23 protein-coding genes, 2 tRNA genes and 1 pseudogene are annotated in these 26,363 nt (G+C 62.9%); 18 read left to right on the top strand and 8 right to left on the bottom strand.

What is annotated here, in order from left to right; all coding sequences use genetic code 11:
* The first annotated feature begins 3 nt into the window (after positions 1-3).
* Positions 4-692 (top strand): annotated as a pseudogene (locus OKW38_RS18545) (AraC family transcriptional regulator).
* A gap of 40 nt (positions 693-732) precedes the next feature.
* On the opposite strand, the gene OKW38_RS18540 reads toward OKW38_RS18545, so the two are convergent.
* Complete coding sequence (locus OKW38_RS18540; protein ID WP_090802265.1) at positions 733-1,320, bottom strand: LysE family translocator; 588 nt, start codon at positions 1,318-1,320, stop codon at positions 733-735.
* Between the two features lie 494 nt (positions 1,321-1,814).
* Here OKW38_RS18540 and OKW38_RS18535 point away from each other — a divergent pair, with 494 nt between their 5' ends.
* On the top strand, positions 1,815-3,272 hold the full coding sequence (locus OKW38_RS18535) for a sensor domain-containing diguanylate cyclase (RefSeq protein WP_429335560.1): 1,458 nt from the start codon (positions 1,815-1,817) through the stop codon (positions 3,270-3,272).
* A 114-nt stretch (positions 3,273-3,386) separates the two neighbouring features.
* Here the strand turns inward: OKW38_RS18535 and traT are convergent, their stop codons facing one another.
* Positions 3,387-3,674, bottom strand: a complete 288-nt coding sequence (gene traT / locus OKW38_RS18530) for a complement resistance protein TraT (RefSeq protein WP_429362617.1) — start codon at positions 3,672-3,674, stop codon at positions 3,387-3,389.
* 121 nt (positions 3,675-3,795) lie between these two features.
* Between traT and OKW38_RS18525 the strand changes: the two genes are divergently transcribed.
* From OKW38_RS18525 to OKW38_RS18515, 3 genes are read left to right on the top strand one after another with little or no spacing between them, the layout of a single operon-like run.
* The gene (locus tag OKW38_RS18525) at positions 3,796-4,623 is read left to right on the top strand and encodes a TIGR04255 family protein (RefSeq protein WP_429362615.1); all 828 of its coding nucleotides are present in this window, start codon (positions 3,796-3,798) and stop codon (positions 4,621-4,623) included.
* Positions 4,623-5,018 carry a hypothetical protein gene (locus OKW38_RS18520; protein ID WP_429362613.1) on the top strand — a complete coding sequence of 132 codons (396 nt, stop codon included), beginning with the start codon at positions 4,623-4,625 and terminating at the stop codon, positions 5,016-5,018. Before OKW38_RS18525 ends, OKW38_RS18520 begins: the two co-directional genes overlap by 1 nt.
* 5 nt (positions 5,019-5,023) lie before the next feature.
* Positions 5,024-5,551: a hypothetical protein gene (locus OKW38_RS18515; RefSeq protein WP_429362612.1), complete on the top strand. Its 528-nt coding sequence runs from the start codon at positions 5,024-5,026 to the stop codon at positions 5,549-5,551.
* 331 nt (positions 5,552-5,882) lie between these two features.
* On the opposite strand, the gene OKW38_RS18510 is transcribed toward OKW38_RS18515, so the two are convergent.
* Positions 5,883-5,958: transfer RNA gene (locus tag OKW38_RS18510), tRNA-Lys, on the bottom strand.
* 201 nt (positions 5,959-6,159) lie between these two features.
* Between OKW38_RS18510 and OKW38_RS18505 the strand changes: the two genes are divergently transcribed.
* Positions 6,160-6,564, top strand: a complete 405-nt coding sequence (locus OKW38_RS18505) for a PaaI family thioesterase (protein ID WP_187612114.1) — start codon at positions 6,160-6,162, stop codon at positions 6,562-6,564.
* 75 nt (positions 6,565-6,639) lie between these two features.
* Positions 6,640-7,518: a patatin-like phospholipase family protein gene (locus tag OKW38_RS18500; protein WP_429362610.1), complete on the top strand. Its 879-nt coding sequence runs from the start codon at positions 6,640-6,642 to the stop codon at positions 7,516-7,518.
* 54 nt (positions 7,519-7,572) lie between these two features.
* Here the strand turns inward: OKW38_RS18500 and OKW38_RS18495 are convergent, their stop codons facing one another.
* On the bottom strand, positions 7,573-8,586 hold the full coding sequence (locus OKW38_RS18495; RefSeq protein WP_187612112.1) for a D-2-hydroxyacid dehydrogenase family protein: 1,014 nt from the start codon (positions 8,584-8,586) through the stop codon (positions 7,573-7,575).
* A 387-nt stretch (positions 8,587-8,973) separates the two neighbouring features.
* On the opposite strand from OKW38_RS18495, the gene OKW38_RS18490 reads away from it, so the two are divergent.
* Complete coding sequence (locus OKW38_RS18490) at positions 8,974-10,830, top strand: phosphoenolpyruvate carboxykinase (GTP) (protein ID WP_429362608.1); 1,857 nt, start codon at positions 8,974-8,976, stop codon at positions 10,828-10,830.
* Between the two features lie 12 nt (positions 10,831-10,842).
* Here the strand turns inward: OKW38_RS18490 and OKW38_RS18485 are convergent, their stop codons facing one another.
* The gene (locus OKW38_RS18485) at positions 10,843-11,112 is read right to left on the bottom strand and encodes a hypothetical protein (RefSeq protein WP_429362606.1); all 270 of its coding nucleotides are present in this window, start codon (positions 11,110-11,112) and stop codon (positions 10,843-10,845) included.
* A 60-nt stretch (positions 11,113-11,172) separates the two neighbouring features.
* On the opposite strand from OKW38_RS18485, the gene OKW38_RS18480 reads away from it, so the two are divergent.
* Positions 11,173-12,279, top strand: a complete 1,107-nt coding sequence (locus OKW38_RS18480) for a LysR family transcriptional regulator (RefSeq protein ID WP_090802249.1) — start codon at positions 11,173-11,175, stop codon at positions 12,277-12,279.
* Positions 12,280-12,474: 195 nt separating this feature from the next.
* Here the strand turns inward: OKW38_RS18480 and OKW38_RS18475 are convergent, their stop codons facing one another.
* The 3 genes from OKW38_RS18475 to dprA all read right to left on the bottom strand — a co-directional run bounded on the left by OKW38_RS18475 (position 12,475) and on the right by dprA (position 17,159).
* Entirely contained in the window at positions 12,475-15,141 is a 2,667-nt protein-coding gene (locus OKW38_RS18475; protein ID WP_090802248.1) for a DNA topoisomerase III, read from the bottom strand.
* A 309-nt stretch (positions 15,142-15,450) separates the two neighbouring features.
* Entirely contained in the window at positions 15,451-15,828 is a 378-nt protein-coding gene (locus OKW38_RS18470) for a thioredoxin family protein (protein WP_018418960.1), read from the bottom strand.
* A gap of 101 nt (positions 15,829-15,929) precedes the next feature.
* On the bottom strand, positions 15,930-17,159 hold the full coding sequence (gene dprA, locus OKW38_RS18465) for a DNA-processing protein DprA (RefSeq protein ID WP_429362604.1): 1,230 nt from the start codon (positions 17,157-17,159) through the stop codon (positions 15,930-15,932).
* A gap of 277 nt (positions 17,160-17,436) precedes the next feature.
* On the opposite strand from dprA, the gene def reads away from it, so the two are divergent.
* The 9 genes from def (at position 17,437) to OKW38_RS18420 (ending at position 26,197) form a co-directional block, all read left to right on the top strand.
* Complete coding sequence (def, locus tag OKW38_RS18460) at positions 17,437-17,940, top strand: peptide deformylase (RefSeq protein ID WP_090805503.1); 504 nt, start codon at positions 17,437-17,439, stop codon at positions 17,938-17,940.
* A 30-nt stretch (positions 17,941-17,970) separates the two neighbouring features.
* Complete coding sequence (fmt, locus tag OKW38_RS18455) at positions 17,971-18,966, top strand: methionyl-tRNA formyltransferase (protein WP_429362602.1); 996 nt, start codon at positions 17,971-17,973, stop codon at positions 18,964-18,966.
* A gap of 116 nt (positions 18,967-19,082) precedes the next feature.
* Entirely contained in the window at positions 19,083-19,724 is a 642-nt protein-coding gene (locus OKW38_RS18450) for a LysE family translocator (protein ID WP_429335568.1), read from the top strand.
* A gap of 105 nt (positions 19,725-19,829) precedes the next feature.
* The gene (gene htpX, locus OKW38_RS18445) at positions 19,830-20,687 is read left to right on the top strand and encodes a zinc metalloprotease HtpX (protein WP_018418965.1); all 858 of its coding nucleotides are present in this window, start codon (positions 19,830-19,832) and stop codon (positions 20,685-20,687) included.
* Between the two features lie 199 nt (positions 20,688-20,886).
* Positions 20,887-22,326, top strand: coding sequence for a 16S rRNA (cytosine(967)-C(5))-methyltransferase RsmB (rsmB, locus tag OKW38_RS18440; protein ID WP_429362600.1), 1,440 nt, complete (start codon positions 20,887-20,889; stop codon positions 22,324-22,326).
* Positions 22,323-22,922, top strand: coding sequence for a DUF4390 domain-containing protein (locus tag OKW38_RS18435; RefSeq protein WP_090802240.1), 600 nt, complete (start codon positions 22,323-22,325; stop codon positions 22,920-22,922). The genes rsmB and OKW38_RS18435 overlap by 4 nt, the downstream gene beginning before the upstream one ends.
* Positions 22,912-25,338 carry a sensor histidine kinase gene (locus OKW38_RS18430; protein ID WP_187615131.1) on the top strand — a complete coding sequence of 809 codons (2,427 nt, stop codon included), beginning with the start codon at positions 22,912-22,914 and terminating at the stop codon, positions 25,336-25,338. The genes OKW38_RS18435 and OKW38_RS18430 overlap by 11 nt, the downstream gene beginning before the upstream one ends.
* On the top strand, positions 25,339-26,028 hold the full coding sequence (gene esaR, locus OKW38_RS18425; RefSeq protein WP_184051110.1) for a response regulator transcription factor EsaR: 690 nt from the start codon (positions 25,339-25,341) through the stop codon (positions 26,026-26,028).
* A gap of 93 nt (positions 26,029-26,121) precedes the next feature.
* A tRNA-Phe gene (locus OKW38_RS18420) sits at positions 26,122-26,197 on the top strand.
* The last annotated feature ends 166 nt before the right edge of the window (positions 26,198-26,363 follow it).

Raw genomic sequence — 26,363 nt, 5'->3', positions numbered from 1 at the left:
CGCATGAGCGAGACGATCGAAGCGGCAAGCGCTGCGAACACCGCACGCGCAAAAGGCGCAGACGCGCCGCGCTTCTGGCGCAGCGCGGCGCTGCCGTTCATCGAGGCGCGTTCCATCGACGATGGCCGCAAGGTCTGCTACGCCAAACATTCGCACGAAACGTTTTCGATCGGCGCGGTGACGGGAGGCCGCAGCGTGTACCTGAACCGCCACGCGCGGGAATGGGTCGGCGCGGGCGCCGTCGTGATGATGAACCCCGACGATGTGCACGCGTGCAACCCGGTTGCCGGTGAGCGGTGGTCGTATCGGATGCTGCACGTCGACGTTGCATGGTTCACGAAACTGCAGCACGAGCTGGGCTTCAACGAGAATCATGCGTTCCGCGCGTTTTCGCAGATCATGACGCTCGACGCCGCGCTGTTCGACGGCGTGCGCTGAAACTCGACGATGTGTGCGAAGCCGCCGGGCTGTCCGCGTCGCACCTGATACGCGCGTTTAAGCTGCGCTACGGCATGACGCCCCACGCGTATCTGATCAACCGACGCATCCAGTACAGTCGCGCGCAACTGCGGCGCGGGGCACTGATCGCCGATGTCGCGCTCGATGCCGGCTTCGCCGATCAGGCGCATTTGCAGCGCACCTTCAAGCGGCTGGTGGCGGCGACGCCGGGCCAATATCGCAGCGGAGCGTGACGCGGCATGAAGCCGCCTCAGGAATCAGGCGCGGCTCGCGTCACTCCACGAGCAGATACATCGCACTGAGCGCGAGCAGCGCCGCCATCACGCGATTGAACGCCCGGACCCGCTTCGCTTCACGCAGATGCCTGCGCAAAAACGTGCCGGCATACGCCCAGCTCGCGATCGATAGATAGCAGATCACGAAGTACAGCGTCGTGAATTGCCAGACGAGCCCGCCGTCGCCGCCTGCCGCATACGCGCCCATGCCGGCCAGCGACGCGAGCCACGCCTTCGGATTGAGCCATTGCATGGCCGCGCCTTGCGCGAACGACGGCCCGCGCGCCGGCTTGTCCGCGCCGAGCTGGCCGTCATCGATGGTGAGCTTGTAGGCCATATAGAGCAGAAAGCCCACGCCCGCCCATTTGACGATCTCGATCAGATTGGGAAAGCGCGCGAGCAATTCGTGCAGGCCGAGGCCGATCAACAGAAGCAGCAACGTGAAACCGACCGTCGCGCCAGTGACGTGCCGCAGACTCGCGGCGAGCCCGTGCTGCGCGCCGGCGCTCAGCGCGACGACGTTGACCGGGCCGGGAGAAATGGAACTGGCGAGCGCGAACGCGGCCATCGAGAGTAATGCGGTCATCGGATGCCTCGAACGTGAGTGTGCGAATGGATTGCGACGCTCAACGGTAACGAGGCGGCGAGGGCATGTATTGAAGGAAATTGCCCAATCGATAAGAAGGTAAAACCGCTGCGGCTTCAACGGTTCACAAAAACATTAGGCGATGACGCGATGATTCGATAACAAACACGCGTCTGAATTTAGAAAAGAAATACGCGCAAACGTTACCGAGGAACAACGATTTTTGAATTATCAGGTAAATTCTATTTATCGAAACTTATGATATGCCCCTATGTAGCGGGCGATTATTCGGCCCGATAAACAGTCCGAAGCCTCGAAAATGCGTGATTCCACTTGCGGATGGATTCGCTATCTGCTGGTGCTCTGTCTCAACAAACCGGAAGCGTAGTGAGCACTTCGACAAACTGAGTCCCGCCGTTGGAAACGCAGAGCACATGATCCACAAAAGAAAGGCCCGGTTTCGCGTCCTGATCGCACGGGCGCGCAGATGGCGGATGCCACGCGATGGCGTCATCTACGCGGGATGCGGTGTGGTGCTCGCAATGCTCGCGCTGTGTGGCTACGCGCTGTATCAGAGCCGCGAGGATGCGATTGCGCGCGCACTCGATTCGACGCGCGATGTCGCGACGATCACCGAGCGCGACATCGCGCGCAATTTCGAGCTGTACGCGCTGTCGCTGCAGGCCGTCGCCGATGGCCTCGGGCGTCCGGGCGTGCTCGATTCGCCGCGTTTGCGGCGCGAGATCCTGTTCGATCGCGCGGCGACCGGGCAATACGTCGGCGCGATGGTGGTGATCGACGCACTGGGCAACGTCGTGATCGATTCGGATAGCGACGTGCCGCGCGGGGGAAACCTCTCGGACCGTCCGTACTTCACGATTCATCGTGAAGATCCGGATCTCGGGCTCGATGTCAGCGCGCCGTACAACTCGAGACTCAGATCCGGTTCGCGCAGCATCGCGCTGAGCCGGCGACTGTCCCGGCCTGACGGATCGTTTGCGGGAATCGTCGCGCTCGGTATCGATCAGGAGTATTTCACGAGCCTGTTCGCGGATCTGCGGATCGGGCAGCATGGCTCGGTGTCGATCGTCAGAACGGACGGCACGATCATCGTGCGACGGCCCGACGATCGACACGTGACGGGCAGCGACATTAGCAAGACGGCGTTCTTCCAGCACCTGCTCGCGAAAGACGAGGGCAGCTTAATCGCGTCTTCGCCGCTCGATGGCGCCGAGCGGCTTTACTCGTTCAGACGGATTCCGCAATTGCCGCTGATCGTGCTGGTCGCCGAGGCGACCGACGATATCTATGCGGGCTGGTGGGGGCGCGCGCTGACGATCGGTTCGCTGATGCTGATCTTCGGGATCGGCGTGATCGTGTTGGCGGCGTGGCTCGGCGCCGAGTTGCGGCGGCGGCAGCGGGTGGAGCACGAGCTCGAACGGCTTGCCGGCACGGACGGACTCACCGGCCTGCCCAATCGCCGCGCGCTGTGTGAAACGCTCGAGCGCGAATGGCTGCGCGCGCGCCGCACGGGCAGCGTGTTGTCGCTACTGTTCGTCGATATCGATCACTTCAAAGCCTATAACGATACGTATGGTCATCAGGCCGGCGACGTCGCGCTGACCGCGGTCGCGCGCTGCATCCGCAGGGTGATCCAGCGGCCGGGCGATTGCGTCGGTCGATACGGCGGCGAGGAGTTTGTCGTGGTGCTGCCGGATACCGACGCCGCCGGTGCCGGGGTGGTCGGCGAGAACATCCGCGTGGCGATCGGCGAGTTGGGCATCGCGCACCAGGGCGGCGAGTTCGGTCGCGTGACGGTCAGCATCGGCGCGACCACGTCGCGCTCGGATCGGGTGACGGATGTCAGCGTCGTCGTTCGGGCTGCCGATGAGGCGTTGTATACGGCAAAGGCCGGTGGCAGGAATAGGGTCGCGCAGATGGGAGTTGGGTGACCGGTCGCTCCTGATTTTTCTGCGCCGGAAATGAAGAAGGGTTGCGACGCTTTCGCGTGCAACCCTTCTTCATTTCCGCGACGTGCTACCTCGCGCCGGTTGTCGATGCCTGGATTAGAACGAGCCAGCGATAACGCGCACCAGCCCACTGCACAGCGGCGGCGCTGCTTCAGCGAACTCGAGATTCACCTTGTTGGCGACGCTCAAGATGCGGGTCTGATACGTACGATAGTTCGTATCTTCGCTGTAGGTCACTGTTGTGCCGCCACTGTTGCCTTGGTGCAGGTTGTGTGTGGAGTTTTCGTGGCTCGCTACGCCACTGTGCTGGCGCTCCTTGATTTGCACGTCGGTAATGGCGGTGTCCTCGTGAAGCTTGCGGCGGTAAGCCTGGTTGAGATTCAAGACGCACCCGCATCTCAGCGAACCGGCCTGCATTTGTGCCTGGCGTTAGTAACAATATTGTGCTATTTTTTTGGCAGAAAGCAAACGCTGCTTTACTACAAACTCGTCACGAAGACAACCAGTGAGCACTGAACAAAAGGACTCCATGCGGGCTCCCGTGAAGTTCTCGCGACCGCCCGTCTACGAGGTCGCCTGCGGTGTGCTCTTTTCTGCGACTCCTCCCCTTTTGACCGCGCACATTGGCGCGTATTGGGAACGGATTCGAAAGGAGTTCCCAAACGCAAAGGATGCGCCGCCGCTGCTCAACGTCGCCGAGCCTCAAGGCGATATGCCTTTAGTCAGTTTTGAGTTCGCCACTCTGCCACCTCTACGTCGAGCATGGTTTCACAGTGCGGACGAGCAGAATCTTATTCAGATACAACAGGATCGCTTCCTTTTCAATTGGAAGCGTGCTTCAGAGAGCGACGCATACCCCAGCTATGACGTGGTAATCGAGCGCTTTGAGAATCAACTGGAAGGGTTTCGTACGTTTTGTCGCGAGGTTGGAGCAGGCGAACTGTCCTTCCGGCAATTCGAGCTGACGTACGTGAATCACATTATGGACTCAAACGGCCTTGACGTGACCGGGCTAACTGATCTCTTTGTGGACCATCAAAGGGTATCCGGCAGCCGTTTTCTGCCGCCCCCAGAGGGCATTAACTGGACCTCGGTTTATGAACTGCCCGCTAACGCCGGGCGTTTGCAGATATTGGCGCAAAGCGCGTTCCGACTTCCGTCCAAGGAAAAGCTTGTGCGCCTTGACCTCACAGCGCGTGGGCTTCCCGCAGACAAATCGGACGCTGGGCGCCGAGCTTGGTTCAATTTGGCCCACGAATGGATTACCCGAGGGTTTGCCGATGTCACGAACCCCGTTCTCCATTCCGAAAAATATTGGCAGAGGACTTCCTAATGAACTGCATTGCTACTGCCGTGCCTTACCCAGACACGATTGCGGCGTTTGGGAACTCCGACGTAACCGAAGACGTGCCGGTTGCTGCTCGTCACTTGGGGTATATCTCAATTCAACTTTCTCGCGCCCAAGTGAGGGCTTGGGAAATCCAGGAACGAGACAGGCTGTCAGTTGTACAGTTCTTGGATTTGGAGGAATCGATGGCCACTGCGCCCGACAACGAAATCGAGCCGGCGGTGAGCGCATTTGCGGTTGCGTCAGCGCTGGTCAGCGACGACGCTGAGGAGCGGGAGCATGCCTACAAGCATATCCCGTTAAAGGCGGCGTTTTCCGTGCAGGCAACTTACAAGCACGTAGGCAGACTCAAACCGCGGAAGTTCTCGTTCGACGAGTAAGCCAAATGTCAACGCCGTTCTGGATCATGGTCAAGGGCTCAGGTTTGGCCCAAGGGGATTTGCTTCACAAGTGTCTGATCCCTAAATTTGGCGAAGACTTTGGCGCAAGCGGCGAAGGTGCGAGCGAGAGTGTGCCCGTAGGTGAAGCCGATCTCATCATCGTCACGCAAAGTTGTGATTTGGAGAACGGCAAGGTCGATCTGGTGGCTCTGTGCCCTGTCTATACGCTGGAGGAGTTCGAAGGAGAAAACGAAGAGTTTAAGGCGAAGGGGAAGTGGGAGGCGGTCCGCAAAGGGAGGGTCGAAGGGCTGCATCTGCTAGGGAGCCCAAGAGATCCGACGGATAACCGCGGTAGCTTGGTTGTCGACTTCGGCCAGATCTTCAGCCTCCCACCGGCGTATTTGTCGAAACTTGCAGAGGCGTGTGGAGAACACTGGCGTCTTGATTCGCCGTTTCTTGAACATTTCTCGCAGGCGTTCGCCAGGTATTTCATGCGCGTGGGCTTGCCATCGCAAATCCCTGCATTCAAGTGAGAAAGGCGCTCCAGCTCCACTTCGAGCTTTATGGTGCGCACTTGGTACACAAAACCCCGGAACTATAGCTTCACCACACGCAGCAAACCTCCGCACAGTCGCTAGGTGTTTGCATCGGCCGGCAGGCTTGACGGGTTTCGCGGAATGGCGCGGATGGCAAAGACTGGACCGAACCGGGAAATGAGCGAAGCGGAAGTAAGCGCGCCGCGCGGGCGTGAATAACGAGTAGCACAGCCGGCCGTGATAGCCGAAATCCGGTTACACGGGGGTTACATGGCGCGTAAACGAAAAAGGGTTGCGACGCTTTCGCGTGCAACCCTTTGAATTTCTTTGGTGGGGCGTGAGTGACTCGAACACTCGACCTACGGATTAAGAGTCCGCTGCTCTACCAACTGAGCTAACGCCCCCAACAGAAGCGAAATTATGCAGGATCTTTTTGAGATTGCCAAGCCCTTTTCGCAGTGTTATTAAAAAGATCGCATCGCCCGAACTTGAGCGTTCCCTCGACAAAGCCGCCATCCCGAAAATATCGACGCGTCCAACGCTGCCGGTATCATGTCGCGGACACCTCCCGCACGCAGCATCGCGACTTTCGCCCGGGGATTCCCATGAATGACAAAGAGATTACCGAGCTGCTCGACCGAGTTCTCGCCCCATGGGTCCGGGCGCTCACGTTGACGCCGATCAAGGTCGACGAGGAAAGTGCCACGCTGCGTCTGCCGTTCTCTGGCGAGTGGCGACACTCGGGCGGCATGATCAGCGGCCAGGTATTCATGGCGGCCGCGGATACGGCGATGGTCGTCGCCATCACCGCCGCGCTCGGCGGCTTCAAGCCGATGAGCACGGTGTCGCTGAACATCAACTTCATGCGCGCGGTCCGCAAGGGCGATGTGCTGATCAAGGCGCGCGTGCTGCGCATGGGCCGCAATCTCGTGTTTGGCGAAGTCGAACTGTTCGACGAAGGCGGCAACATGGCGGTTCAAGCCACTACGACTTACGCGCTGCTCGAGTGAATGCGCGTCGGACCCGAGGGGGCCGCCAACACAATCTGCGCGCAGCAAGAGCAAAGGAAAGCAAGGAAAAGCAGCATGTTCGATCAGGTCGTATTCGCGGGCGGCGGCAACCGCTGCTGGTGGCAGGCGGGTTTCTGGGACGTCGTGCAGCCGCAGCTCGACATCCGTCCGCGCGTGATCACCGGCATTTCGGCCGGCGCCGCAACCGCGTGCATGATTTACACGCGCGGCGACGCCGACTGGGTTATGCGCTATTACGAAGACGCGCTGCGCCACAACACGCGCAACGCATACTGGGGCAATCTGCTGCGCGGCGAGTCGGTGTTCCCGCATTACCGGATCTACCGTCAGGCGCTGCTCGATATCTATGGCGACAAGTTTTCCAGGCTCGCGCAGGCGCCGGAAATCCGCATCGGCGTGTCGCATCTGCCGCGCTGGCTCGGCGCGAGAAGTGCGGTCGCGGCAGGGCTGGTCGCGTACAACATCGAAAAATACGTGCGCAAGACGCTGCATCCGACGCTCGGTCGGACGCTTGGCTTTCATCCGGAATTCGTGCGCGCGCAGGATTGCGCGAGCGTCGACGAGTTGGCCGACCTGATCCTGCAATCGTCGAGTACACCGCCGTTCACGCCGGTTCTGCGGCGCAACGGCCGGCCGGTGCTGGACGGCGGCATGGTCGACAACGTGCCGGTCGGCGCGCTAGATGCCGACGCGCCGGGCAACGTGCTCGTGATGGTCACGCGTCTTTATCCGCGGCCGCAGATGTTCGTCGTGCCACACGGCGTGCAGCAGCGGCTTTACGTGCAACCGTCGCGCAAGGTGCCGATTTCGAGTTGGGATTACACGAGTCCGTCGCAGATGGTGCACGCCTATAACCTTGGCCGTGCCGACGGTGAGGTCTTCCTTGAACGCATCCCTGCAGTGATGGCGGCGGGAGCGCACGAAGCGCGATGAGCGACGCGGCGGGGCGGGCACACAGCTGATCCGCCGGCCGGCCACGCCCACCAATCACCGCCGGCGCCCGCCCTGCAACGCCTCCGGATTCGCGACACTGGCGGTATCGCCGGCATCGAACGCGAGGATGTTGTTGAACGCCGCCGAAAAATACAGCTCGTAGCTCTCGCGCTCCACGTAGCCGATGTGCGGCGTGCAGATCACGTTCTCCATGCGCAGCAGGCTGTAGCCTTGCAGGATCGGCTCGCTTTCGTAGACGTCGATCGCGACCATCCCCGGACGGTTGTGCGACAGCGCGTTCACCAGCGCACTCTCTTCGAGCAGCTCGGCGCGGCTCGTGTTCACGAGCAGCGCGGTCGGTTTCATGCGCATCAAATCGTCCTGCTTGACGATGCCACGCGTGTCGTCGTGCAGACGCAGATGCAGGGACAGCACATCGCTGGTCTCGAACAGTTCCTCACGACTCGCCGCGACGCTGTAGCCGTCGGCGCGAGCGGCTTCGCGCGAGTGCTCGCGGCCCCAGATCAGCACGTTCATGCCGAACGCCTTGCCGTAGCCGGCGAGGAGTCGGCCGATCTTGCCGTAGCCCCAGATCCCTAGCGTCTGTCCGCGCAGCACTTGCCCCAAACCGAAGTTCGGCGGCAGCGCCGACGTCTTCAGCCCCGACTGCTGCCAGGCGCCCTGTTTAAGGTTTGCCACGTATTGCGGAATACGCCGTTGGGCGGCCATGATGAGTGCCCACGTCAGTTCGGCCGGCGCGACCGGCGAACCGCTGCCCTCGAGCACGGCAATGCCGCGCTCGGTACAGGCCGCTAGATCGATGTGGCTCGACACTTTGCCAGTCTGACTGATCATGCGCAAACGCGGCAGCTTGTCGAGTAGTTGCGACGTGACGCGGGTACGTTCGCGAATCAGGACGAGGGCGTCGACTTCCGCAAGACGGCTCGCAAGTTGTCCGAGACCGCGCACGGTATTGTTGAATACTTTGACTTCCTGGTCGGCCAGCAATTGAAAGCAGTCGAGCTTGCGAACGGCGTCCTGGTAATCGTCGAGGATGGCAATCTTCATGGTATGTAATTTGCGGCGCACCTCATTGGTGCGAACCGAATGTTATGCTGACTGTCCCACCATGTGACTTAGGTCACACGTTAGTCTGGCTAGATGCCCTACCGTAGAAGCTGTCGCACACAAAAGAACGGCAACGCTACGTGAGGGCGAATTGAGAACGTTTTTAGCAGTTTGTTGCGTGTTGAGGCAAGCCGCTTTACACAAGGTTGCAGAAGCCTTGTAGGAAGCGCGCCTCCGCCTGGCAAGCTGTGTGGCCCAGGACGATCTGCGCAATCATGCGCCGCCAGTGGAAAATTGACACGTCGGCGCGATGAATTCAATGCCACTCGCATGCAGCGTCCCGCGGGCTTGTACCGTTTTTCTATTGCTTCAAACGGAGACAAGTCGATGAATCATCCCTCGTTCGAAGGCCAGCCCACTATCGAGGCGCCCACATGGATCAAACACCGCAAGCTGATCGACTGGGTCCAGCGCATCGCCGCGCTGACCAAGCCTGAAAAAGTGGTCTGGTGCGACGGCTCGCAGGAAGAATATGACCGCCTGTGCGCGCAGATGGTCGAAGCCGGAACGCTGAAGAAACTCAACCCCGCCAAGCGTCCCAATTCCTATCTCGCCTGGTCCGATCCGTCCGACGTCGCGCGCGTCGAGGATCGCACCTTCATCTGCTCGCAGCGCGCCGAGGACGCCGGCCCCACCAACAACTGGATCGCCCCGGCCGAAATGCGCTCGACGCTCGACGGCCTGTTCGATGGCGCGATGCGCGGCCGCACGATGTACGTGGTGCCGTTCTCGATGGGCCCGCTCGGCTCGCCGATCGCGCATATCGGCGTCGAGTTGAGCGACAGCCCGTACGTCGCGACCAATATGCGCATCATGACGCGCATGGGCCGCAAGGTGTATGACGTGCTCGGCGAGGACGGCGAGTTCGTGCCATGCGTGCATTCGGTCGGCGCGCCGCTCGCGGCGGGCGAGCAGGACGTGTCGTGGCCTTGCAACAAGACCAAGTACATCGTGCATTTCCCCGAATCGCGCGAAATCTGGAGCTTTGGCTCGGGCTATGGCGGCAATGCGCTGCTCGGCAAGAAGTGCTTCGCGCTGCGCATCGCATCGACGATGGGTCGCGACAAGGGCTGGCTCGCCGAACACATGCTGATTCTCGGCGTCACCTCGCCGGAAGGGCACAAGCATCACGTGGCGGCGGCGTTCCCGTCGGCGTGCGGCAAGACCAACTTTGCGATGCTGATCCCGCCGGCGGGCCTGAACGGCTGGAAAATCTCGACGATCGGCGACGACATCGCGTGGATCAAACCGGGCAAGGACGGCCGCCTGTACGCGATCAATCCGGAAGCCGGCTACTTCGGCGTCGCGCCGGGCACGAGCGAAAAGACCAACTACAACGCGCTCGCCACGTTGAAGGAAAACGTGATCTTCACGAACGTCGCGTTGACCGACGACGGCGACGTCTGGTGGGAAGGCATGACCGACGACCCGCCGGCGCATCTGATCGACTGGCAGGGCAAGGACTGGACGCCGGCCGAGGCAAAGGAAACCGGCCGCAAGGCGGCGCATCCGAACGCGCGCTTCACGGCGCCGGCTTCGCAGTGCCCGTCGATCGACGCGGACTGGGAAAACCCGGCCGGCGTCGCAATCGACGCATTCATCTTCGGTGGCCGCCGCTCGACCACCGTGCCGCTCGTCACCGAAGCGCGCAACTGGGTCGAGGGCGTCTACATGGCGGCGACGATGGGCTCTGAAACCACCGCCGCGGCGGCTGGACAGCAGGGCGTGGTGCGCCGCGATCCGTTCGCGATGCTGCCGTTCTGCGGCTACAACATGAGCGACTATTTCACTCATTGGCTGAAGACCGGCGAGCGTCTGCAGCAGTTGAGCGCGAAGCTGCCGAAAATCTTCTGCGTGAACTGGTTCCGCAAGGGCGCGGACGGCAAGTTCGTGTGGCCTGGCTTCGGCGAGAACATGCGCGTGCTGAGCTGGATGGTCGGCCGCATCGAAGGCACCGCGCAGGGCGAAGAGCATGCGTTCGGCATTTCGCCGCACTATGAGGACATCGACTGGAGCGGGCTGAACTTCAGCCGCGAGCAGTTCGAGCAGGTGATTTCCGTCGATGACGCTGCATGGCGCGACGAGCTCGTGTTGCACGCGAAGCTGTTTGACACGCTGCAACACGGTCTGCCGCCGGCACTGACTGAGGCGAAGCGCGCGCTCGAGGAAAAACTCACAGCTTGATTATGTGAGTGCTCACTCAGCATAAAAGCCGCCCTCGGGCGGTTTTTTCGTTTGGGCGCCCGGTTTATTTCCGTTTTTTCGAGTTCCGCAACGGCCGAACGACCGTTGCGTCTGTTCGAACAAAAAAGACACAGCAAGATGCAGCGCAGCAGATCGTTTTTGATTTGGGAATAATCGCTGGTCGGACCCCGGTTTTATCGACACAGTCATACCAAAATTGACAATATTTCCTATTTTGCGGGCAACTTCTGCACGATTTTGCGAGTCGTAGGAGAATTCCAAGTTCGCTTCACTGGTTTTCACCAATTGTCAGGAAGCAGTAACAAGGCAGGGAGTTGTCCTATGGATCATTTGCAGTCGATGCGAGTTTTCGTCAAGGTGGCGGATCTCGGCAGTTTTGCCCGCGCCGCGAGCGCCATGGATATTTCCAACGCGGTCGCCACCCGTCACGTTGCCGACCTCGAGGGCCGTCTTGGTACGCGGCTGCTCAATCGCACGACCCGCAGCTTGTCGCTGACCGAATCCGGTCAGGTCTACCTCGAGCGCGCCCGTCAGATTCTCGACGAACTGGAAGACGTCGAACAGATGGTGGTCGCTCGCAATCACGAACCCGTCGGCACGCTACGCATCGTCGCGCCCGTCGTGTTCGGGCTGCATAACCTCGCGCCCGTGCTGCAAACGTACGCGGAGCGCTATCCGAAAGTCATTCCCGACGTCACGCTGGTCGATCGTCAGGTGGACCTCGTCGAGGAGGGCTTCGACGTCGGCGTCGTGATCGCGCGGCAAATGCGCAGCGCGAGTATCGTTACGCGGCGTCTGACCACGGGCTGCATGACCGTCTGCGCGACGCCGGCTTATCTGGAAAAGCATGGCATGCCGACGCGTCCCGAACATCTGCTCGAGCACCCGTGCCTGAGCCTGCCATCCGAATACTGGGGCGATGAACGCGTGTTTACGGGGCCGGAAGGAGAAGTGCGCGTGCGGCCGTCGAACGTGATCGTCGCGAACAACACGGAGATGCTGAGACAGTTTGCGCTGCTCGGCATGGGCACCGCGATTCTGCCGAGCTATCTGATCGGTCGCGACATGACGCGCGGCCGGCTCGTGCGTTTGCTCGGCGATTACCGTTTGCCGCAGGTCGAGATCAATATTGCGTACCCAAGCCGCCGTCACCTGCCGGCCAAGGTGCGCACGTTCATCGACCATCTGGTCGAGCACTTCAACCAGACGCCGAACAGCGTGCTCGGCGAGCAGTGGATCAAGGACGGTCTGGAGCGTCCGGCGACGTCGGCCGCGTTCGAGACTGCCGAGTCGCGCGCACCGGAAGCGTTCGATGGCGCCGAGCCGCTGTCGCGGCTTCTCGATAGCGAGCTGTCGCCGGCCGTGCCGAAGCCGATGACGAAGTCGTCCAATCGCAGTCCACGCCCGACTGCGTTATCGCCGCTGTAAATCTCTGAATGTCGAAGCCCGCAGCGATGCGGGCCGGCATTAAAAAGGCGCAGTCACCTCAAGTGACTGCGCCTTTTTTCTTTTTTCATGGACAGATGCGGACTACACCGCGGGCTGTGCACGGATCGCCGACTGCGGTGGCTAATGTAGCTATTCCTGCTACCACCGCGAGCCGCCGATCCGAATCTCGCCCTACTAGCCGGTTTTTCGCGCCGCGGCCTTTTTCGCCGGTGCCTTCTTGGCCGCCGCGGTCTTGGCGGCGGGCGCCTTCTTCGCCGCCACCTTCTTTTCCGCCGGCTCGGCCTTCACGGCGACCGCGGTATCACCTTCGTCCGCTTCCGGCATCGCCTTGGCCGCGGAACGAGCACCCGAAGTCTTCGCCGCTGCGGTCTTCGCCGCCGCCGGCTCCTTCTTCTCGAATTCGAAGCCGATCTTGCCGTCGTTCTGCTTGACGAGGAAAGCTTTGAAGTTACGGCCGGTACGCGACGACTTGAAGTTCGTCAGCAGATCGGTGCGACCCTCCTCGAGCAGTTTGGCCATCTGCTCGCGGGCGATTTCCTGCTGCAGGATCACCTTGCCGGAACGGAAGTCGCACGACTTCGGATTCGCCACCGAGTTTTCGCAGACGTAGCTCATGCCATGCTCGAAAACGCGGCCTTGGCACTTCGGACACGCGCCGACCGGCTGCTGATCGGAGAAGTCGGGCGGCTCGCCGTCTTCGCCGGCCGCGTCCTGGCCGAAGTCGAACTCGAGCTTGTAATTCTTGATCTCGTCGTCGAGCGACAGTTTCAGGATCGCCGAGAACGGCCGCCCCATCTTGCTGCGGAAGCCCGACAGCGGCCCGATCGTCTTGTTCTGCAGCAGTTCTTCGACTTCGGCGATCTCGAACTGACGGCCGCCCGGAATCTTCGAGATCGAGAACTCGCACTTCGAGCACGCGAAACGCCGGTAGTTTTCCTTCACCTGGCCACCGCAATTCGGGCAAGGTGTCTGCAATGTCGCGTAATCGCCCGGGATCGTGTCGGAATCGTATTCCTTCGCGCGCTTGACGATAGTCTGCGTCATGCGCGCGATTTCCTGCATGAATGCGTCGCGTGGCAGGTTGCCGCGCTCCATCTGCGACAGCTTGTATTCCCATTCGCCGGTTAGCTCCGGCGCAGTCAGCTCCTTCACGCCGAGGCCGCGCAGCAGCGTCATCAGCTGGAAGGCCTTGGCGGTCGGAATCAGATCACGGCCTTCGCGGATCAGGTACTTTTCGGTGAGCAGACCTTCGATGATCGCCGCGCGCGTTGCCGGCGTGCCGAGCCCCTTGGCCGCCATCGCTTCGCGCAATTCGTCGTCTTCGACCAGTTTTCCCGCACCTTCCATCGCCGACAGCAGCGTCGCTTCGTTGTAGCGTGCGGGCGGCTTCGTGATCAGTTGCTGCGCGGCGATCTTGTCGGTCTTGACCTTTTCGTCCTTCTGCACCGGCACGAGGTTCGCGTCATCGCCGCTGGTTTCACGGCCGTAGATCTGCAGCCAACCCGGCTCGACGAGCACCTTGCCCTCGGTCTTGAAGTGATGGCCGACCACCTCGGTGATACGCGTCGTCACTCGGGATTCGGCGGCAGGGAAGAACACGGCGAGGAAGCGCTTCACGACGAGGTCGTAGAGCTTCTGCTCCGGCTCGGACAGATTCTTCGGCGCCTGCAGCGTCGGGATGATTGCGAAGTGGTCGCTGATCTTCGAGTTGTCGAAGATGCGCTTGTTCGGTTTCACCCAGCCCTTGTCGAGCACCTGCTTCGCGAACGGCAGGTAGTTGTTGCTCTCCTTGAGCATGCCGAGCGTCTGCTTGACCGTGTCCAGATAGTCTTCCGGCAGCGCGCGCGCGTCGGTACGCGGATAGGTCAGAACCTTGTGCTTTTCGTACAGCGCCTGAGCGAGACCCAGCGTGTTCTTCGCCGAAAAGCCGAAGCGGCCGTTGGCTTCTCGCTGCAGACTGGTCAGGTCGAAGAGCGCGGGCGACAGCTGTGTCGACGGTTTCGACTCCTCGGTCACCGTGCCGAGCTGGCCGCGGCAAGCCGCGACAATCGTCTCTGCCGCTGGCAACGCCCAGAGGCGCGAATCGCGCTTCTCCGGATCGAACTCGTCGCGCTTGAATTTCGGATCGAACCAGCGGCCTTCGTAGAAGCCGCCCGCGCAGACGAACTCCGCCTTCACTTCCCAGTAGTCGCGCGGCACGAAGCGTCGAATCTTCTCTTCGCGCTCGACGACGATCGAAAGCGTCGGCGTCTGCACGCGCCCGACCGTGGTCAGGAAAAAGCCGCCGCCCTTGCTGTTGAACGCGGTCATCGCGCGCGTGCCGTTGATGCCGACGAGCCAGTCCGCCTCCGAGCGGCAGCGCGCCGCGTCGGCGAGCGGCTGCATCTCTTCGTCGCTGCGCAGACGCGCGAAACCGTCGCGGATCGAGCCGGCCGTCATCGACTGCAGCCACAGCCGTTGCACCGGCTGTTTGGCTTTCGCGTGCTGCGCGATCAGGCGGAAAATCAGTTCGCCCTCGCGCCCCGCGTCGCATGCGTTGATCAGACGGTCGATGTCCTTACGCTTCATCAGCCTGGTCAGCACCTTCAGGCGCGACTCGCTCTTCGCGATCGGATTCAGATCGAAATGCGGAGGAATGACGGGCAGATTGGCAAAGCTCCACTTGCCGCGCTTGACTTCGTAGTCGTCGGGCGCGGCGATTTCCAGCAGGTGGCCCACTGCCGACGAAAGGACGTAGTCGTCGCTTTCGTAGTACTCGTCATGCTTGGTAAAGCCGCCCAAAGCGCGCGCGATGTCGTTCGCGACAGAAGGCTTTTCGGCGATGATCAGTGCTTTGGACATGACTCGATGTGAGGTTGGTAGATCCGGGTTGGTGGCCTTGAGCGCCAACATAGCGCGCGGCGCTCGCTTTGAGACCTCTTTCGACCCAATAACGACCGCTTTATAGCACAAGGTGCGAACCCAACGGGCCAAGTGCCATAAAAGCGCGTCATCATAATTGCGCGTCCAGCGGTTGATCAACTGCGGCAAACGCCGCGTGCGGACCGCGATGCCAGCCGCGATGCTGTCCCAAATGATCGGCGGGGGCCTGTGCCGCAAGCCGCGCGTCGCGAGGCTTTCCGTTTGACCGGGCGGCGCGCGAGGCCGCCTTCAGGCGACCGCCAGCGCCGGTCGCAGCTTCGGCGCACCGGTTACGCCGGGCAGCGCGGTCAGATCCGACAGCATCCGCTCGACGATCGACACCTGTGGCAAAACCGTACCGAAAAACCGTGTCGTCACCGAGTCTTCGATCAGGACGGTCGGGAAATTCTCGACGTCCAGATCGTCGAACCGATCCGCATGAGTTTCGATGTCGATCCATGCGAAACAGACTTCCGGGTGCCGCTCGGCCAGTTGGTTGAAGGAGTCCCGGTACTCGCGACACGTTCCGCACCACTCCGCGCACAGGCATGCAACGAACAGCGTGTCGGGTTCGTTGACGCGCTCGGCGATCCGGTCCTGGTCGGTGTCGAGGTTCAGCGCGGGCATGAAGTGATTTCCTTGTGCGTTTTGTCGGGTGCTTTGGCGCGAATGTAGCATGGCCGGTCGCGAAAAGTTGCCAATCTGCATTGACGCCGGTCAGTCTCGGCTCAGTCATGATGGGCTCGCATGAAGCGGCCGCCGGGCAGCAGCGTGACCTCGCCGGCGAGTTCGAGCCGGAGCAAGGCGGCGTGCAGGGCGGCATTCTCCATCTCGGTACGGGCGGCGAGAATTTCAAGCGTGGTCGGCGAATGGCCGAGCGCGGCGAGCAGACGCTGTGCGTCAGGGGCGAGCGCCGGCTGCGGGGCCGGCCCGGACGCCGGTGAGTCGGCGAAGGCTGCGGTCGTAGCGGGCAAAGCGGTCCCACCCGACGAAACGTGCAAACCCGCATGCTCCAGCGGCACGGCCCGCTTCGCCGAGCGTCTCGCATCGCCCGCCGGCCGCCGGGCAAAACCGAGCTCCTCCAGCACCTCGTCAGGCGTTTCCACGAGCCGCGCTCCCTGCTTGATCATCCGATGACAGCCGCGCGACAACGGCGCGTAAATCGATCCGGGCAACGCGAACACGTCGCGCCCCATCTCATTGGCAAGCCGCGCGGTAATGAGCGAACCGGAACGCATAGCCGCCTCGACGATCACGACTCCGCTGACCAACCCAGCGATCAGCCGGTTGCGCTGTGGGAAGTTGGCGGCGCGTGCCGGCGTGCCGAGCGGCCACTCCGAGAGAATCGCACCCTGCGCCGCGATCTGCCGCGCGAGCGCTTGATGCGCGGCGGGATAGACGAGGTCCGCGCCGGTGCCGACCACCGCGACCGTTCCGCCGACACCTTCCAACCCGCCCCGATGCGCGGCGCCGTCGATGCCGAGTGCGAGCCCCGATACGACCGTCACGCCCGCCGCCGACAGCTCTCGCGCGAACCGCCGCGCATCCTCGATGCCCTGCGGCGTCGCGCTGCGGCTGCCTACCAGCGCGACCGCGCGCGTATGCAGCAGATCAAGCCGGCCCTTTATATATAGGAGCGGTGGCGGATCGGGCAACGTCAGCAGCGCGGGCGGATAGGCGGGATCGTCGAGCGTGACGATCTGGTTGCCCGGCTGCTCGCGCCATGCGAGCACCGCATCGAGCTGGCCGTCGAACGCTGGACCGGGCGGCGCCAGCACCGCGCGCGCCGCGGCGTCACCGGCGACCTCCGCGAGCGTCTCCGGCGACTGCGCGAACAGCGCCTGCGGCAGCCCGAATGCGCCCAGCAACAGGCGCAACGCCGCGGGTTTTAGGCCCGGCGCAAGTGACAACCGCAGCCAGGCGGCAAGTTCGATACGGGTCGCGGGCAAGGTCTGCATGCGGGTCGCTCCTCTGGCGGGGCCTGCGGGCAGGCGGGCGCCATGCTAAAATTTTCATCATCCGAAATAAAAACGCGGAAATAAAACGGCAATGAGCCGCGAATAATCGCGGCGCCGCGCTTACCGGCGCGGGTTCGTCGTCGGGCGCACGAGGCGCGTTGAATCGAACCGGTTCGACATCATCTATCCTCTGCGTATTACGACGGGCTCACAACCTGGCCAAATGGCCAACGCGAGCCTCCAACGGTTGGCGGCGTCTCAAATCACACTCGAAATCATGGCTTTACTGAGCATCCTCAATTACCCGGACAAACGGCTGCACAAGGTGGCGAAGCCGGTCCCGGAGGTCAACGACCGTATCCGCCGTCTCGTCGCGGACATGGCCGAAACGATGTACGCGGCGCCCGGCGTCGGCCTCGCCGCCACCCAGGTGGACGTGCACGAACGCGTGATCGTGATCGACGTGTCGGAAACGCACGACGAACTGCTCGCGTTCATCAATCCGGAAATCGTCTGGTCGAGCGATGAGAGGAAGTTGTCGGAAGAGGGCTGCCTGTCAGTGCCCGGGATCTACGACAACGTCGAGCGTGCCGAGAAAGTGCGCGTGCGTGCGCTCAACGAGAAGGGCGAAACGTTCGAGCTCGATTGCGAGGGGCTGCTCGCCGTGTGCATTCAGCACGAAATGGATCACCTGATGGGCCACGTGTTCGTCGAGTATCTGTCGCCGCTGAAGCAAACGCGCATCAAGAGCAAGATGAAGAAGCTCGCCCACGCGATGTAACGCGCTTTCAACTTGCCTACCGCCCCATTCATGAGTCATTCGTTGCGCGTCATCTTTGCCGGCACACCGGAATTCGCCGCGGCCGCGCTGGCCGCGATTCATGGCGCCGGGTTTGCCGTGCCGCTCGTCTTGACGCAGCCGGACCGGCCCGCGGGTCGCGGCATGAAGCTGCAGGCGAGTCCGGTCAAGCGCTACGCGCAGGAGCACGGCCTCGCGGTTGCGCAGCCCACGTCGCTGCGCCGCGCTGGCAAATATCCACAGGAAGCCGCCGCCGGCATCGAGCAACTGCGCGCGACGCCGCACGACGTGATGGTTGTCGCCGCCTACGGACTGATCCTGCCGCAGGAAGTGCTCGACATTCCGCGCTTCGGCTGCATCAACATCCACGCGTCGCTGCTGCCACGCTGGCGCGGCGCGGCGCCGATTCATCGCGCGATCGAGGCGGGCGACGCGCAAACCGGCATCACGCTGATGCAGATGGACGCTGGTCTCGACACCGGCGCGATGATTTCCGAAGTACGCACCCCCATCTCCGCCGACGACACCACCGCCACGCTGCACGACCGCCTCGCCGCGGACGGCGCGCAACTGATCGTCGACGCACTGATCGAGCTCGAGCGCAGCGGCAAGCTGACGTCGATCCCGCAACCGGCCGACGGCGTGACCTACGCCGAGAAAATCGCCAAGCACGAAGCGGCGCTCGACTGGCGCCGGCCGGCCGAGGCGCTTGCGCGTCAGGTGCGCGCGTTCGACCCGTTCCCCGGCGGCGCCGGCACGCTCGACGACGGCAGCACCGTCAAGATCTGGGCCGCCACCGCCGTGGCCTCGCCGGCGTCGGGCAGCAACAAGGCGCCAGGCACCATCGTCGAGGTTGCGCCCGACGGCGTGCTGGTCGCTTGCGGCGAAGGTGCACTGCGTCTGACGCAATTGCAGAAGCCCGGCGGCAAGCGCCTGCCGGTGCGCGAATTCCTTGCTGGCTCGCCGCTCGCCGCAGGCCAGCGCTTCCAGCTTCCCAAGGCGCAATAAGCGCGTGTCGCACGCCGGAGCATCGTCCATTCGGCCGGTGTTCTCCGCGCCCGCCGCGAGCGCGACGCGCGTTAGAATCCTCCATGCAGCAGACCGGGTTTTCGAGGGTGCATCACATGTTCGGCATCGTCCATTTCGAGTTTTTCATCGTCGCGGTTTTTCTCCTGAACATCACGCCGGGGCCGGATACCGCTTATATCGTCGGGCGCAGCGTCGCCCAGGGCCGCGGCGCTGGGCTGATGTCGGCGCTCGGCATTTCGGCGGGCTGCTGCATTCACTCGCTTGCCTGCGCGTTTGGGCTGACCGCGCTGCTGGCCGCGTCGGCCACGGCGTTCACCATCGTCAAATTCGTCGGCGCGATTTATCTGATCTATCTGGGGGTGCGCCTGATCTTCGCGAAGCCGGCCGCTGATGCGCCGGTCGGCGATGCGCGCGCGTCGTCCACGCCGAAGTCGCTGCGGCAGTTGTTCCTGCAAGGCTTCTGGACCAACGTTCTGAACCCGAAAGTCGTGCTGTTCTTCGTGTCGTTCTTCCCGCAATTCGTCACGACGGGCAGCGAACACAAGACCTTCGCGTTTCTCACGCTCGGCGCGGTCTTCGTGCTGATGAGCATGGTCTGGAACAGCTTCGTCGCGTGGATCGCGGGAAGCGTCACGCAGCGTTTCTCGGGCAAACCGGCGGTCAAGCGCTGGCTCGATCGCGGCGTCGGCAGCGCGTTCGTCGGCCTGGGCATCAAACTCGCGAGCGCCTCGCGATGATTGAATTTTCCCGCATCGCCCATATCTAACATTTCGCTTACAATCTGGCGCCGCAATCGCGCGGCACGGAGATGAAGGCCACGCTCGGGGCAAGGAGTTGCAGACATGTTTAACTGGGTGAAAACCGCGATGTTGATGGCCGCGATTACGGCCCTTTTCATCGTGATCGGCGGGATGATCGGCGGGTCGCGCGGCATGATGGTCGCGCTCGTGATCGCTCTTGGGATGAATTTCTTCTCGTACTGGTTCTCCGACAAGATGGTCCTGCGCATGTACAACGCGCAGGAAGTCGACGAAAACAGCGCGCCGCAGTTCTATCGGATGGTGCGCGATCTCGCCACGCGCGCGAACCTGCCGATGCCGCGCGTCTACCTGATCAACGAAGACGCGCCGAACGCGTTCGCCACCGGCCGCAACCCGGAGCACGCGGCAGTCGCGGCGACCACCGGCATTCTGCGCGTACTGTCCGAGCGCGAAATGCGCGGCGTAATGGCGCACGAACTCGCGCACGTGAAGCATCGCGACATTCTGATCTCGACGATTTCGGCGACCATGGCCGGCGCGATTTCCGCGTTGGCGAACTTCGCGATGTTCTTCGGCGGCCGCGACGAAAACGGCCGTCCCGCGAACCCGATCGCGAGCATCGCGGTTGCGCTGCTCGCGCCGATTGCGGGTGCGTTGATCCAGATGGCGATTTCGCGTGCGCGCGAATTCGAAGCCGACCGGGGCGGCGCGCAGATTTCGGGCGACCCGCAGGCACTGGCGTCGGCGCTCGACAAGATCCATCGCTATGCGAGCGGCATTCCGTTCCCGACGGCCGAGGCGCATCCGGCCACCGCGCAGATGATGATCATGAATCCGCTGTCGGGCGGCGGTATCGCGAGTCTGTTCTCGACGCACCCGGCGACCGAGGAACGCATCGCGCGTTTGATGGAAATGGCGCGCACCGGGCGCTTCGACTGAGGCGCCGCGTCGCTCGGCGCGTCGAGCCTGAAGTACTGAAGAGCGGGCCCGCGAGGCCCGCTTTTTTTCACACTGTTCGTCGCCACTGCACGACAGCGTCTGCGGCCACCACCCACGCATGGCGGCGCCCCACCGGCGCCACGCTACAATGTGCGCTGATTGCGCCGCGCGCACCGTGCGGCTTGCCCTTGCTCCCTTCATGACTCCAAAGCCTTCTTCGCGTTCTGCTTCCTCGTCGGCGCGTTCGCGCGAATCCCGTTTGTCGACGCTGCAACTGTCGCCCGAATCGCTCGGGTTCGCACTCGATTGCGCGGCCCAGGCCGTTGGCGCCGTGCGTCTCGGCGCGGCCTTGCCCGCGGCGCTGCAAAGCGTTTTCGTGGCGGTGCCCGAGGACAACGCCGCAGCGGCGCGCGGCGCGGTGCAGGATATCGCCTATCGCACGCTGCGCCGTCTCGCAACCGCCGAGTGGCTGATCGCGAAGCTGGTGAAGAAGGCGCCTCCGCCGCACGTCGCGCATGTGCTCGCGTGCGCGCTCGCGCTGCTCGTCGACGACGAAGCGAGCGCTGCCTACACGCCGTTCACGGTCGTCGACCAGGCGGTCAGGGTGATTGGCGCGCGTCGCGAGTTCGCGTTCGCGAAGGGGCTCGTCAACGCGGTGCTGCGCAACTTCTTGCGCGAGCGCGACACGTTGCTCGCCTCCGTGCAAGCCGATGAAGTAGCGCGCTGGAACTATCCGGCCTGGTGGATCGACGCGGTGAAGCGCGCATGGCCCGAGGCGTGGCAATCGGTGCTGGCCGCCGGCAACACGCAAGGTCCGCTGACGTTGCGCGTGAACGCGCGCCATTCGACGGTCGACGCCTATCTGCAAGTGCTGCAACGCCAGCAGATCGCCGCAAGCAAGGCTGGCGAGTACGCGGTCACGCTCGCGACGCCAATGCCGGTCGAGCGCATTCCGGGCTTCAGCGAAGGTGTCGTGTCCGTGCAGGACGCAGGGGCGCAACTCGCCGCGCAATTGCTCGGCGTGCGCGACGGCATGCGCGTGCTCGACGCATGCGCGGCCCCTGGCGGCAAGACCGGGCATCTGCTCGAACTCGCCAACATTCAAATGGTCGCGCTCGAAAGCGATGCGTCTCGCGCGCGCCGCATCGGCGAAAACCTGCGGCGTCTGAAGCTCGAAGCGGAAGTGCGCATCGGCGACGCGGGCAACCCCGCGCAATGGCACGACGACCTCGACCAGCCGTTCGACCGCATCCTCGCCGACGTGCCGTGCTCGGCGTCGGGCATCGTGCGGCGTCATCCGGATATTCGCTGGCTGCGTCGTCAGTCCGATATCGCCGCGCTCGTCGCCGAGCAGCGCCGCATTCTCGACGCGCTGTGGCCGCTCGTGAAACCGGGCGGCGAGTTGCTTTACGTCACCTGTTCGATCTTCCCCGAAGAGGGCGAGTTGCAGGCACAGTGGTTTGGAAACCAGCACCAGGATGCGGTACGATTGGACGCGCCGGGGCAGCTTTTACCCTCAGTTGCCCGCGCGCCCGCCGACCCATCGGCCGGTTCTCATGCTGGACGACCCGCTGAATTCAGCTCCGGCACGAACTCAGACCACGACGGATTTTTCTACGCGCGCTTTCAGAAACGGTGACCATAAAACGCTTCTTCCCGCTTCGGCTCGCTGCCGTGCTCTGGATCGCGCTGGCCGTCTGGCTTGCAGCGCCGGGCGCGGCGCACGCTGACTCGATCGCGGTGCAGCGGGCGTCGCTGCAGGCCGACAACGGCGGCTGGAGTCTCGACGCGCATTTCGAATTCGAGCTGAACAGCAATCTCGAAGACGCGGTCAACAAAGGCATTCCGCTTTATTTCACGACCGATTTCGAACTGAGCCGGCCGCGCTGGTACTGGTTCGACGAGCAGCCGGTCAGCGTGTCGCAAAGTTTGCGGCTGTCGTTCCAGCCACTCACGCGCGAATATCGCGTGTCGAGCGTGCAGTCGGGCGGCTTGCAGCTCGGCTTTTCCACGCTCAACGATGCGCTCGCGGTGATCAAACACGTGACGTCGTGGCACGTGATCGACCGCAATCAGGTGCGGGTCGGTGAAACCTATAACGCGTCCGTGCGCATGCAACTCGACATCGGGCTGATGCCCAAGCCGTTCCAGATCGACGCGGTGAACAACCGCGACTGGAACCTCGCCTCCGATTGGAAGCGCTTCACTTTCACGGCCGCCGATCGTGCTAAATAAAGTGCGCTCATCTTCCACCAGTGTCAGCAGCATCGTCGTGCGCGTGCTCGTGTCGACGGTCGCGGTGACGGCCGTGTTGCTGCTCGTGTTGCTGGCCGCCGCCAGCGCGAACACCGAATTCTTCGACCGCTATTACCAGTGGCTGTATGCGGCCAACGTCGCGGTCGCGTTGATCTTTCTGCTGGTGGTGGCGACGCTCGTCGTCATCATCATCGTGCGATTACGCACGGGCAAATTCGGCACACGGCTGCTCGCGAAGCTCGCGTTCTTCATGGCGCTGGTCGGTGTGGTGCCGGGCGGCATCATCTACATCGTGTCGTATCAGTTCGTGTCGCGCAGCATCGAGTCGTGGTTCGACGTGAACGTCGAAACCGCGCTCGCGTCCGGCCTCAACCTCGGGCGCGGCATGCTCGACGCGTCGCTGTCCGATCTGCAGACGAAGGCGCGTCTGATGTCCGAGCAGCTCGCGAGCGCGGATGCGGCCGGCACCACGTTGACGCTGCTGCGTTTGCGCGACCAGTTCGGTGTGCAGGACGCGACGATCGTCGAGCCGACCCGCAGCATGTCTGGCGCGACGCCGGACATGCACGTGGTCGCGCAGGCGTCCGGCAACTACGCGATGCTGCTGCCGAACGATCTGCCGACACCGCTGATGATCGAGCAGGCGCGTGGCCACGGCTATGCAGCGATCGAAGGCGAAGTGGACGGCGATCCGAATGCGCACGGCGGCAAGGGAGCGCTGCGTCTGCGCGTGGTGCAGCGTATTCCCGATGCGAACGCGTCGCTATTGCAGCCCGCCGAGCGCTTCCTGCAACTGACGCAGCCGGTCTCGACGACACTCGCGCGCAATGCCGACTCGGTGCAGCGCGCGTATCGCGAGTATCAGGAGAAGGCGCTCGGCCGCACCGGCTTGCGCAAGATGTACATCGGCACGCTGACCCTGTCGCTGTTTCTCGCGACCTTCATCGCGATGATGCTCGCGCTGGCGCTCGGCAATCAGCTCGCGCGGCCGCTATTCCTGCTCGCGCAGGGCACGAAGGAAATCACCGAGGGCGACTACACGCCAAAGCGCGAGATCAAGTCGCGCGACGAACTCGGTTTCCTCACGCAGTCGTTCAATGCGATGACGCGGCAGTTGTCGGAAGCGCGCGGGGCGGTCGAGAAAAATCGTATCGCGCTCGAGCATTCGAAGGCGTATCTCGAGAGCATCCTCGCGAACCTGACCGCGGGTGTGTTCGTGTTCGACCGGCAATTCCGGCTGACCACCGCGAATCGAGGCGCCGAGCGGATTTTCCGTCAGCCGTTCCAGACGGTGCTCGGCTCGTCGCTCGATCAGATCGGCGTGCTCGGCGAATTCGGCGCGATGGTGCGCAAGGCATTCGCCGATCGCGAAGCGGCGAGTGAAGACGGCCATGACGACAACGGCCATTGGCAGCAGCAGTTCTCGGTGCCGGTGCCCGGCGAAACCGAGCCGCTCACGCTGCTCGTGCGCGGCGCGCGCCTCCTCGCGGCGAACGAGCGCGACGCTGAAGGCATGCAGACCGCGGGCTACGTGATCGTGTTCGACGACATCTCCGACGTGATCTCCGCGCAGCGTTCGATCGCATGGGGCGAAGTCGCGCGGCGCCTCGCGCACGAGATCAAGAATCCGCTCACGCCGATTCAACTGTCGGCCGAACGGTTGCAGATGAAGCTCGCCGACAAGCTTGCGCCGTCGGATGCGGACGTGCTGAAGCGAGGCGCGACGACGATCGTCAATCAGGTCGCCGCGATGAAGCAGATGGTCGACGATTTCCGCGACTACGCGCGCACACCGCCCGCGGTACTCGCGCATCTGCAATTGAATGGTCTGGTCAGCGAGGTGCTCACGCTGTACGGTATCGAAGAAGGCAAGGGCGCGATCCAGGTCGAGCTGGCGGCCTTGCCCGCGATACGCGGCGACGCGACGCAGTTGCGTCAGGTGATCCACAACCTGCTGCAGAACGCGCAGGACGCGGTCGCCGAAGTCGCGCATCCGCGTGTTTTGCTCGAGACGAGGACAGTAGAATACGGAGACCCCGACGCGCAAGGCAAGGCGCGCGTCGCGGTCCGTCTGACAGTGTCGGACAACGGACCAGGCTTCCCCGCGCGTATCCTCACGCGCGCGTTCGAGCCGTACGTGACGACCAAGGCCAAGGGTACGGGTCTAGGGCTTGCGATGGTCAAGAAGATCGTCGACGAACATGGCGCGCGCATCGACATTCGCAATCGCATGAAGGCCGGCGACGTGATCGAAGGCGCGCAGATTTCGATTCTCTTCCTTCAACTGGCGGACGACCCCGCGCAGCCGGGTGCACCTGGTTCGGGTGCCCATCCGGCGCACGGCGGCGCGTCGCAGGGAACGACAAAAGCAACAGTGCAGACAAGGGCAGCATAAATGGCAACCATCCTGGTGGTAGATGATGAAATGGGCATCCGGGAACTGCTCTCGGAGATCCTCAGCGACGAGGGACACGTCGTGGAGGCCGCTGAAAACGCGCAGGAGGCGCGCGAGTTCCGTCTGCGTCAGGCGCCGGACCTCGTGCTGCTCGACATCTGGATGCCGGACACCGACGGCGTGACGCTGCTCAAGGAATGGGCCGCGCAAGGTCAATTGACGATGCCCGTGATCATGATGTCCGGTCACGCGACGATCGACACCGCGGTCGAGGCCACCAAGATCGGCGCGCTCAACTTCCTCGAAAAGCCGATCGCGTTGCAGAAGCTACTAAAGGCGGTCGAGCAGGGACTCGCACGTGGTAACGCGGCGGCCGTGCCTGGCGGCGTGGCTGCGAAGCCGGCGTTGCCGGTCAGCGCATCGTCAGTCGCGTCGGCGGCCGCGTTGCCGATACTGTCGTCCGATGGCGTCGGCGGCGGCACGCTCGTCGCGCAAACCGCGTCGATCTCGTTCGACATTCCGCTGCGCGATGCGCGCGATGCGTTCGAGCGCGCGTACTTCGAATATCACCTCGCGCGCGAGAACGGCAGCATGACGCGTGTCGCGGAGAAGACCGGTCTCGAGCGCACGCATCTTTATCGCAAGCTGAAGCAACTCGGCGTCGATCTCGGCAAGAACAAAGGGGAGTGAGCGTTACGTATTGCATGCGAACGCGGCCCGGCAGATTATTTATGAAAGGGCTTGCTGAACTGCGGATCGCTTGATATAGTTTCGTTCTTCGTTGGCCCGGTAGCTCAGTTGGTAGAGCAGCGGATTGAAAATCCGCGTGTCGGTGGTTCGATTCCGCCCCAGGCCACCAGGATTCAGCCCCAGGAAATCGCAAGATTCCCTGGGGCTTTTCCGTTTGGCGGACAAGTCGTCACTTCGGCTTGCCATGCAGTTGAAGCCGCGCGGGTGGGACAGCTGGCGTCGGCGACATTCGGTGTCGCGTGATAAAATCGCGCCAGTTCAAGGACTTGCATGCA

It is taken from the genome of Paraburkholderia sp. MM5496-R1 (assembly GCF_050436205.1).
Lineage (GTDB): Bacteria > Pseudomonadota > Gammaproteobacteria > Burkholderiales > Burkholderiaceae > Paraburkholderia > Paraburkholderia tuberum.
Note: the sequence above shows the minus strand (reverse complement) of the source record. Positions and strands in the feature narration are given on the sequence as shown.

Coding starts and splice junctions, on each gene's coding strand:
- OKW38_RS18515 (WP_429362612.1), top strand. CDS start 5,024: ATGTCAACGCCGTTCTGGATCATGGTCAAGGGCTCAGGTTTGGCCCAA.
- dprA (WP_429362604.1), bottom strand. CDS start 17,159: ATGCAGACCTTGCCCGCGACCCGTATCGAACTTGCCGCCTGGCTGCGG.
- def (WP_090805503.1), top strand. CDS start 17,437: ATGGCTTTACTGAGCATCCTCAATTACCCGGACAAACGGCTGCACAAG.
- OKW38_RS18535 (WP_429335560.1), top strand. CDS start 1,815: ATGCCACGCGATGGCGTCATCTACGCGGGATGCGGTGTGGTGCTCGCA.
- OKW38_RS18495 (WP_187612112.1), bottom strand. CDS start 8,586: ATGAAGATTGCCATCCTCGACGATTACCAGGACGCCGTTCGCAAGCTC.
- OKW38_RS18540 (WP_090802265.1), bottom strand. CDS start 1,320: ATGACCGCATTACTCTCGATGGCCGCGTTCGCGCTCGCCAGTTCCATT.
- OKW38_RS18470 (WP_018418960.1), bottom strand. CDS start 15,828: ATGCCCGCGCTGAACCTCGACACCGACCAGGACCGGATCGCCGAGCGC.
- rsmB (WP_429362600.1), top strand. CDS start 20,887: ATGACTCCAAAGCCTTCTTCGCGTTCTGCTTCCTCGTCGGCGCGTTCG.
- OKW38_RS18480 (WP_090802249.1), top strand. CDS start 11,173: ATGGATCATTTGCAGTCGATGCGAGTTTTCGTCAAGGTGGCGGATCTC.
- OKW38_RS18475 (WP_090802248.1), bottom strand. CDS start 15,141: ATGTCCAAAGCACTGATCATCGCCGAAAAGCCTTCTGTCGCGAACGAC.
- OKW38_RS18490 (WP_429362608.1), top strand. CDS start 8,974: ATGAATCATCCCTCGTTCGAAGGCCAGCCCACTATCGAGGCGCCCACA.
- fmt (WP_429362602.1), top strand. CDS start 17,971: ATGAGTCATTCGTTGCGCGTCATCTTTGCCGGCACACCGGAATTCGCC.
- OKW38_RS18450 (WP_429335568.1), top strand. CDS start 19,083: ATGTTCGGCATCGTCCATTTCGAGTTTTTCATCGTCGCGGTTTTTCTC.
- htpX (WP_018418965.1), top strand. CDS start 19,830: ATGTTTAACTGGGTGAAAACCGCGATGTTGATGGCCGCGATTACGGCC.
- esaR (WP_184051110.1), top strand. CDS start 25,339: ATGGCAACCATCCTGGTGGTAGATGATGAAATGGGCATCCGGGAACTG.
- OKW38_RS18520 (WP_429362613.1), top strand. CDS start 4,623: ATGAACTGCATTGCTACTGCCGTGCCTTACCCAGACACGATTGCGGCG.
- OKW38_RS18500 (WP_429362610.1), top strand. CDS start 6,640: ATGTTCGATCAGGTCGTATTCGCGGGCGGCGGCAACCGCTGCTGGTGG.
- OKW38_RS18505 (WP_187612114.1), top strand. CDS start 6,160: ATGAATGACAAAGAGATTACCGAGCTGCTCGACCGAGTTCTCGCCCCA.